Raw genomic sequence first — 7,095 nt, 5'->3', positions numbered from 1 at the left:
CTGCTGACCTCCGCCGCCGCAGGCGTGATCCTGGTGACGCTCGCGCCGGAACGCGTGCCCGCGGGCTCGATCTCACGCCTGTCGAGCGCGACCTCATCATCGACACGCTCGGCCACACCCGCGGCAACCGCACCCACGCGGCCAACATCCTGGGCATCTCGATCCGGACGCTCAGGAACAAGCTCAACCAGTATGACGACGAAGGCTTCCCGGTGCCGCCCCCGCAGGCCGGAGTGGCGGCCGCCTGAGGCGACGCTTCAGTCGGCGATGGTGAGCCGCGGCGGGGCGTCGCCGACGACCCGGTCGCGCCCGCGCCGCTTCGCCTCGTAGAGCCGCTGGTCCGCCCGGTCGAGCAGGCTGCGCAGGTTTCCGCCTCCGAAGGCGGAGCTCGCGACGCCGATGCTGACCGTCACGGACGCGCCGTCGACCGCGCGGACCTCCGAGGCGACAGCCCGCCTCACCCGGTCGGCGAAGGCCAGGGCCTCAGTGTGCGAGAGGCCCTTCAGCAGCAGCGCGAACTCCTCGCCGCCATAGCGGAAGACGAGATCGCCCGGCCGCATGTTGGCCTCGAGCGTCTTGCCCACATTGCGCAGCACCTCGTCGCCGGCGGCGTGGCCGAGACCGTCATTGATCGCCTTGAAGCGGTCGATGTCGATCATCGCCAGCGTCACCGCCTGTCCATCGGGCGAGGGCCGCTCCAGCCAGTCGCGGCACATCTGCTCGAAGGCGCTGCGGTTACGGACCCCGGTCAGTTCGTCGATCAGCGAGCGTCGGAGAAGATCCTCGTAGCGGCTCCGGTAGGTGAGCGTCTCGAACACGTCGCGGAGCCGCCGCGGGCCGCGCCGCTGGCCGTCCCTCTCGATCCAGCGAAGGTAGACGCCGATCAGCACGCTGTAGAGCGCCGCCGCGCCGATCTTCGCCACCCAGCCCCCGGTCAGGGCGGAGAACGGCACGCCACTGGTGAGCCTGAGCGCCGGATAGAAGGCGATCTGGTCGAAGCTCAGCACGGCGGCCGCGCTGAGGAAGGCCGCGAGCACGACGTTGCGCCTCAGCCGGCGCGCGAGGTTCTCGTAGAGCAGGATGAGCGCGATGCAGTCGATGAAGAGCAGCAGCGTGCCCCACACCATCAGCACGCCCATCTGGTCGACGAACTGCAGGTTCGGCGCGTCTCCGGGCAGATGGACCACCGTGGTGTGCAGGCGCAGGATCAGCGCCAGCACGACCAGCAGAAGGTTGCCGATGAACAGGCCGTAGATCGGCTGCCGCACCGTCTCCGCGTCCTCGCGGATGTAGAGCAGCAGGAACATCATCAGCTTGCCGGAGAACAGCACGGTCGAGCCGGGCGACAGCAGCCCGAACGGCAACTCGATGAAGAACACCGCGGCCAGATAGGTCTCGAGAAAGTGCATCACGCCGAGGGCGCAGACGAACAGGCCCACGCCATAGACCCGGCGCGCCCTGAGCAGGGCCGCCATCACGCCGAAATAGACGATCGCCTGAAGCGCCAGAAGAGCGACGCCGCCCATGCGGACTTACCTCTAGAAGGGGCGGCGTTGCCGCGAGCGACGCGCCCCTTGAAGGCGGCAGGCGTCAGATGGACTGATTCGCCGCCGGCTTACACCCGGGGGGACGCGTCGGGCGAGACGGTGGTCTTGTGGCGACTTTCCCGCCGCAGGCGGAAGGCGAGGACGAGCATGAAGGCCCCGAACGCCAGCGCGTAACCGGCGAACCACCATGTCAGAACCACCGCGCCCAGCAGCGGCGCGATCAGCAGCGCGATGCCGAACACGATCGAGACGACCCCGGAGAGGACCATCCACCATCGGCCATGCTCGGCCGTCAGCGAATAGGCGGAGGCCAGCATCAGGCCGCCCGTGACCAGCGCCCAGAAGGCTGCGAGCAGCGCGAAGGCCATCACCGCCGCCAGAGGGAAGAAGGCGGCGACCAGGCCGACCACGAGGTTGAGCACGCCCTCCGCGAGCAGCAGCCCCCAGCGCTCATGACTGCGCGCCGCCCAGATCGCGCTGGTGACGCCCACCAGGCCGTCCGCGATCAGATAGGCGGCGAACACCAGCGCGAAGGAGAGCAGCGCCAGTCCCGGAGCGGCCAGCGCGATCAGCCCGACGATGATCGCCAGCACGCCGCGCAGCGCGATCGCCCACCAGTTCTTGGCGAGCAGATCACTCATCGCCCGGTTCTCGGTCAGTTTGTCGGCCATTGATGCCTCCCTGCCCCATGCGCCCGCGGCTCAGGTCGAACGGCGGCGCCGGATCCTGATGGCGATATAGAGCGCGGCCGCGCCGAGGAGAGAGAAGAAGACGATATTGAACCACGGAATGACGGCGTCCGCCGGATCCCAGCGGCGAACCTTGACGGCGTTCGGGAACATCGAGAAGAGGTTGATCCGCCAGCCATACTTCGTGATCCGCGCGACGCCCTTCTCCGAGGCGATCGAGGACGCGATCGCCTGCACGTCGGCGCTGTTGAACTTGAAGTAGAACGGGAAGCCCCAGCCGGTGTCCTCGTTGCGGTAGACGTGCGGTTTCTTGGTCTCGAGGTCCTCGGCGTAGATGTAATAGACGTCCGAGCCCGGCTCGCGCTGATCCCCGACCGAGCGACCCTTCGGATCGACGCGTTTGACCTCGGTGTTGACGATTCGGACCACGTCGTGCCGCGGCAGCACGTAGTCGAGGAACAGCACGCAGGGCAGCGCCACCAGGCAGAGCAGAACGACGTAGACGCGCAGCGACATAGGGGGCGTACTCCAGCTATTCCCGGGGCGCACTATACACCGCGCCCTAAATGGCGCGCGAAGTGGAATGGCGAAGGAGCGAGCGTGAGGGCCTGGAAGCAGCATGGACTGCGGCTCGCGTCCTGCGCGCTCGTCGGACTTCTGGTCGGAGCAGCCGCGGGGACGATCGCGCCCTCCTCGGCGGCCGCCGTCACCGGATGGGACGCCGCGGCGCTGGCCTATACGGCGCGCGTATGGTGGCTGCTGCTGCCGGCCTCCGCCGGGGAGATCCAGAGCTGGGCGGAACGCGAGGACGAGGGCCGCTGGGCGCTGACGCTGATCCTCACCGCCGCCGTGGGGGCGAGCTTCATCGCGATCTTCGCGATGGTCTCGGACAAGTCGAGCCCGACCATCCTCTCGCTCGCCGCGTTCACCATCGCCTGCTCATGGACGCTGCTGCACACGGCGTTCGCCGCGCATTACGCCCACAGCGCCTTCGCCCGCGGCGCCGACAAGCCCGACATCGACTTCCCCGGCGAGGAGCCGCCTCGCTTCATCGACTTCGCCTATTACGCGTTCACGGTGGGCATGACGTTCCAGGTGTCCGACACGGCGACGCAATCGAGCGAGATGCGCCGCCTGACGCTCGTCCACGGCGTGATCTCCTTCGTGTTCAACACGGTGATCATCGCCTTCAGCGTCAGCGTCGGGTCGAGCTTTCTGAGCGACTAGGCCGCCGGCCTCATTCCCGGGCCGCGGCGGTGAGCCGGGGGCCGCCATCGCCCGCTTCCGCCGCGCACACGTTCGGCGCGGCGAACGAGGTCGCGTCCTGGAGCTTGACCTGCCCCGGCGTGCCGTCCCCCAGAGGATCGAAGCGCAGCGCGCCGTCCACGTCGACGGCGAAGATCGTGTCGGAGGGGAAGTGCATGTAGGGGCCCTGCTCGAGCGCCCGGACGAAGTTGCCCGAGTCCCGCGGGTAGCCGTAGGCCGCCAGCAGATCCTCGGTCCGATAGAGCCCCGGCTGCATCGCCGCGTGCATGTAGCGGGTCCGCAGATAGACCGGCGCCGCGCGCGGCAGGGAGGCGATCTCGTGCGGCACCTCGAGCACGACTTCGCGGGCCTTCCTGCCCGCGAAGGCCTCGATCGCCTGACGCTCTTCCGGAAGGCTGGCGCCCGGAAGCTCGACCCTGCGTCCGCCGCTGACGCTGACGCCCTCCGCCGTGTCGGTCAGGACCACATAGCCATTGCTCCAGACGGAGACGAGGTCGGGCGCGCTGGTGTAGCCGGCCTCGCGGCCCTCCCGGTCGAGCGCGCCGACCGCGTAGACGCCGTCCGACAGCGCGAGCACGTTGAACAGGTCGTCCGGCCCCGTGTTCCCGGCCGCGACGAAGACAGGCGTTCCGCCGGCCCGTAGCCGGGCGAGCTGACGGTCGATCTCCGCGTAAGGGTTGCCGGGCGCGCCGCGGCCCGTCACGAGCGCGCGCACCTCGTCGCGGCGAACGGAGATCTCGGAAGCCGGAACGGGGCGCATCCCTGCGCGCGCGTTCACCTCGCGGAGCGAGACGGGCAGCACGATCGCGCTGACCACCGCAGCCGGCTTCGGGACGCGGCCGCCCTCGATGTCGTCCGCGAGCCGCCTGAAATCCCGCGCGAGCGTGCGCACGTTGAACACGGGATCGATCTGATAGGGCGCGATCGCGGGGTGCGAGGCGGAGACGATGGCCGCGACGACGTCGCCGTGGCCGATGCGCGACCCTCCGTCCTCGTTCGTCTCACCGAGCTCGTCGTCGATGTTGACCGGCTTCAGCAGGGCGAACGTGTCGAGGACGACGAAGGGCGCGGACGACGCGCAGGCGGACGCCACCGCGCGCTGGGCCTCCACGGAGGCGTAGCGCGAATCCTCGCTGGCGCCGGCCGTCGGGCTCCAGGCCGCGACCGCGAGCGCCCCGACGAAGATCAGCCCGGAGGCGAAGTTCGGCGCCATGTCAGACCTGCTCCGGCTGAGGGCGAAGGCCCGGGAGAAGGAGTCTCGCCATCGTCGGAGACGGCCGGAACTTATGCAACTCTTAACCGCCGCAACCCCGCGCGTCGCCGTCCCGGGCTCCGATTCCGGGAGATCCGAAGCCGGCTGTTAACCTCGCGCTAACCATGCGGTGGGCATTTTCTGCCTACTAGGTTCGCAGAATGCGGGGGCGTGGATGTCGGACGTGACGGTCGTCGGCGGGGCGAAAGCCCCCGCCGCGCGGAGTACGGGCGTCACGTTGCCTGCCGGCCTCGCCAAAGCCTGGGACGTCGTGCGCCGCGGCGACATCGGGCTCGCGGTCGGCGTCCTGGTCATCCTGTGCGTCCTGATCGTGCCGCTGCCGGCGCTGCTGCTCGACCTGCTGCTCGCGATCTCGATCATCCTCTCCGTGCTGATCCTGATGACGGCGCTGTTCATCGAGAAGCCGCTCGAGTTCTCGGCGTTCCCGACGGTGCTGCTGGTCTCCACCATGCTGCGGCTGGCGCTCAACCTCGCCTCCACCCGGCTGATCCTGGCGCACGGCCATGAAGGGACCGACGCCGCTGGCCACGTCATCGAGGCCTTCGGCGCCTTCGTGATGGGCGGCAATTTCGTCATCGGCATCATCGTGTTCGCGATCCTGGTGATCGTGAACTTCGTGGTCATCACCAAGGGCTCCGGCCGCATCGCCGAGGTCGCGGCGCGCTTTACCCTCGACGCCATGCCGGGCAAGCAGATGGCGATCGACGCCGACCTGTCGGCGGGGCTGATCGACGAGACCACGGCCAAGACCCGCCGCAAGGAGCTCGAGGACGAAAGCACCTTCTTCGGCGCGATGGACGGCGCCTCGAAGTTCGTGCGCGGCGACGCCATCGCCGGCCTGCTGATCGTGTTCGTCAACGTGCTCGGCGGCATGATCATCGGCATCGCCCAGAACGGGCTCAGCTTCTCGGAAGCTGCGCATTCCTACACGCTGCTCTCGGTCGGCGACGGCCTGGTCAGCCAGATTCCGGCGCTGGTGGTCTCGACCGCCGCAGGCCTGCTGGTCTCGAAGGCCGGCGTGAGCGGCTCGGCCGACCGGGCGCTGGTGCGGCAGCTCTCGGGCTATCCCAAAGCGCTGGGCCTGTCGGCCGCGGTCATGGGCGTGATGGCGCTGCTGCCGGGCATTCCGCTGATACCGTTCGCGGGGCTCGCGGCCGGCGCCGGCTGGCTGGCCTGGCGGGCCGACAAGGCGAACCGCGCGCTCGAGCTCGGCCAAGATCGCCCGCGAGGCGACCGGGGGCGCGGCGGCGGAGGAGCCGGTGTCGGCGGCGCTCCGCATGGACGACGTCAAGATCGAGCTCGGCTATGCGCTGCTGCCGCTGGTCGACGCCTCCGAGGGGCCGGACAAGCTCACCGAACAGATCAAGGCGCTGAGGCGCACGATCGCGGGCGACATGGGCTTCCTGATGCCTCAGGTCCGGCTGCTCGACAATCTGCAGCTCGCGCCCAACGCCTATGCGGTGAAGGTCAAGGAGGTCGAAGCCGGCTCCGGGTCGGTCTATCCGAGCCAGTTCATGGTCATGGACCCGTCCGGCGGCCAGGTCGACCTGCCGGGCGTCCACACCGTGGAGCCGACCTTCGGCCTGCCGGCCACCTGGGTGGACGCGTCGCTGCGCGAGGAGGCCAATATCCGCGGCCACACGGTGGTGGACGCCACCACGGTGCTCTCGACGCATCTCAGCGAGATCATCAAGGCCAACATGCCGGACCTGCTGTCCTATGGCGAGGTGGCGAAGCTTCTGAAGGAGCTGCCGCAGGAGCAGCGCAAGCTGGTCGACGACCTGATCCCGAGCCAGATCTCGACCACCGTGGTGCAGCGCGTGCTGCAGCTGCTGCTGGCCGAGCGGGTCTCGATCCGCGACCTCGGCACGATCCTCGAAGGCGTCGCGGAGGCGGTCGGCTACACCCGCTCGCCGGCGCAGATCGTGGAGCATGTGCGCGCCCGCCTGTCGCGCCAGCTTTGCGCGCAGCATCAGTCCTTCGGCGGCTACCTCCCGCTGATCGCGCTGTCGCCCGCCTGGGAGCAGGCTTTCGCGGAGTCGATCGTCGGGACCGGCGAGGAGAAGAGCCTCGCGATGGCCCCCTCCAAGCTGCACGAGTTCATCGCCGCGGTGCGCGACCGCTTCGAGGACGCGGCGAGGATGGGCGAGGCGCCGGTGCTGCTGACCTCGGCGGCGGCGCGTCCCTTCGTGCGCTCGATCGTCGAGCGCTTCCGCGCCCAGACCCCGGTGATGTCGCAGAACGAGGTGCATCCGCGCGCGCGGCTCAAGACCGTCGGCAGCGTGTGAGCGGAACGCCTCAGGCCGCGCGACGCGCCTCC

The 7,095-nt window shown here is 69.3% G+C and carries 6 protein-coding genes and 1 pseudogene; 3 read left to right on the top strand and 4 right to left on the bottom strand.

What is annotated here, in order from left to right:
- Window positions 1–248: helix-turn-helix domain-containing protein (locus ACIKT0_RS10425; protein WP_407105284.1), on the top strand; the 248-nt coding region annotated here is incomplete at its 5' end.
- A 9-nt stretch (window positions 249–257) separates the two neighbouring features.
- Here the strand turns inward: ACIKT0_RS10425 and ACIKT0_RS10420 are convergent.
- The 3 genes from ACIKT0_RS10420 to ACIKT0_RS10410 all read right to left on the bottom strand — a co-directional run bounded on the left by ACIKT0_RS10420 (window position 258) and on the right by ACIKT0_RS10410 (window position 2,752).
- On the bottom strand, window positions 258–1,526 hold the full coding sequence (locus tag ACIKT0_RS10420) for a GGDEF domain-containing protein (RefSeq protein WP_407105283.1): 1,269 nt from the start codon (window positions 1,524–1,526) through the stop codon (window positions 258–260).
- A gap of 89 nt (window positions 1,527–1,615) precedes the next feature.
- Complete coding sequence (locus ACIKT0_RS10415) at window positions 1,616–2,218, bottom strand: HdeD family acid-resistance protein (protein ID WP_407105282.1); 603 nt, start codon at window positions 2,216–2,218, stop codon at window positions 1,616–1,618.
- Between the two features lie 30 nt (window positions 2,219–2,248).
- Window positions 2,249–2,752, bottom strand: a complete 504-nt coding sequence (locus ACIKT0_RS10410) for a DUF1523 family protein (protein WP_407105281.1) — start codon at window positions 2,750–2,752, stop codon at window positions 2,249–2,251.
- Between the two features lie 84 nt (window positions 2,753–2,836).
- On the opposite strand from ACIKT0_RS10410, the gene ACIKT0_RS10405 reads away from it, so the two are divergent.
- Entirely contained in the window at window positions 2,837–3,463 is a 627-nt protein-coding gene (locus tag ACIKT0_RS10405; protein ID WP_407105280.1) for a DUF1345 domain-containing protein, read from the top strand.
- 10 nt (window positions 3,464–3,473) lie between these two features.
- Here the strand turns inward: ACIKT0_RS10405 and ACIKT0_RS10400 are convergent, their stop codons facing one another.
- Complete coding sequence (locus tag ACIKT0_RS10400; protein ID WP_407105279.1) at window positions 3,474–4,715, bottom strand: hypothetical protein; 1,242 nt, start codon at window positions 4,713–4,715, stop codon at window positions 3,474–3,476.
- Window positions 4,716–4,929: 214 nt separating this feature from the next.
- Here ACIKT0_RS10400 and flhA point away from each other — a divergent pair.
- A pseudogene (gene flhA, locus ACIKT0_RS10395) lies at window positions 4,930–7,063 on the top strand (flagellar biosynthesis protein FlhA).
- Window positions 7,064–7,095 lie beyond the last annotated feature (32 nt).

The organism is Hansschlegelia beijingensis (assembly GCF_045505405.1).
GTDB lineage: Bacteria > Pseudomonadota > Alphaproteobacteria > Rhizobiales > Methylopilaceae > Methylopila > Methylopila beijingensis_A.
Note: the sequence above shows the minus strand (reverse complement) of the source record. Positions and strands in the feature narration are given on the sequence as shown.

Excerpts from the sequence above, each read along its gene's own strand:
- ACIKT0_RS10420 (WP_407105283.1), bottom strand. The coding sequence starts at position 1,526 with ATGGGCGGCGTCGCTCTTCTGGCGCTTCAGGCGATCGTCTATTTCGGC.
- ACIKT0_RS10415 (WP_407105282.1), bottom strand. The coding sequence starts at position 2,218 with ATGGCCGACAAACTGACCGAGAACCGGGCGATGAGTGATCTGCTCGCC.
- ACIKT0_RS10410 (WP_407105281.1), bottom strand. The coding sequence starts at position 2,752 with ATGTCGCTGCGCGTCTACGTCGTTCTGCTCTGCCTGGTGGCGCTGCCC.
- ACIKT0_RS10400 (WP_407105279.1), bottom strand. The coding sequence starts at position 4,715 with ATGGCGCCGAACTTCGCCTCCGGGCTGATCTTCGTCGGGGCGCTCGCG.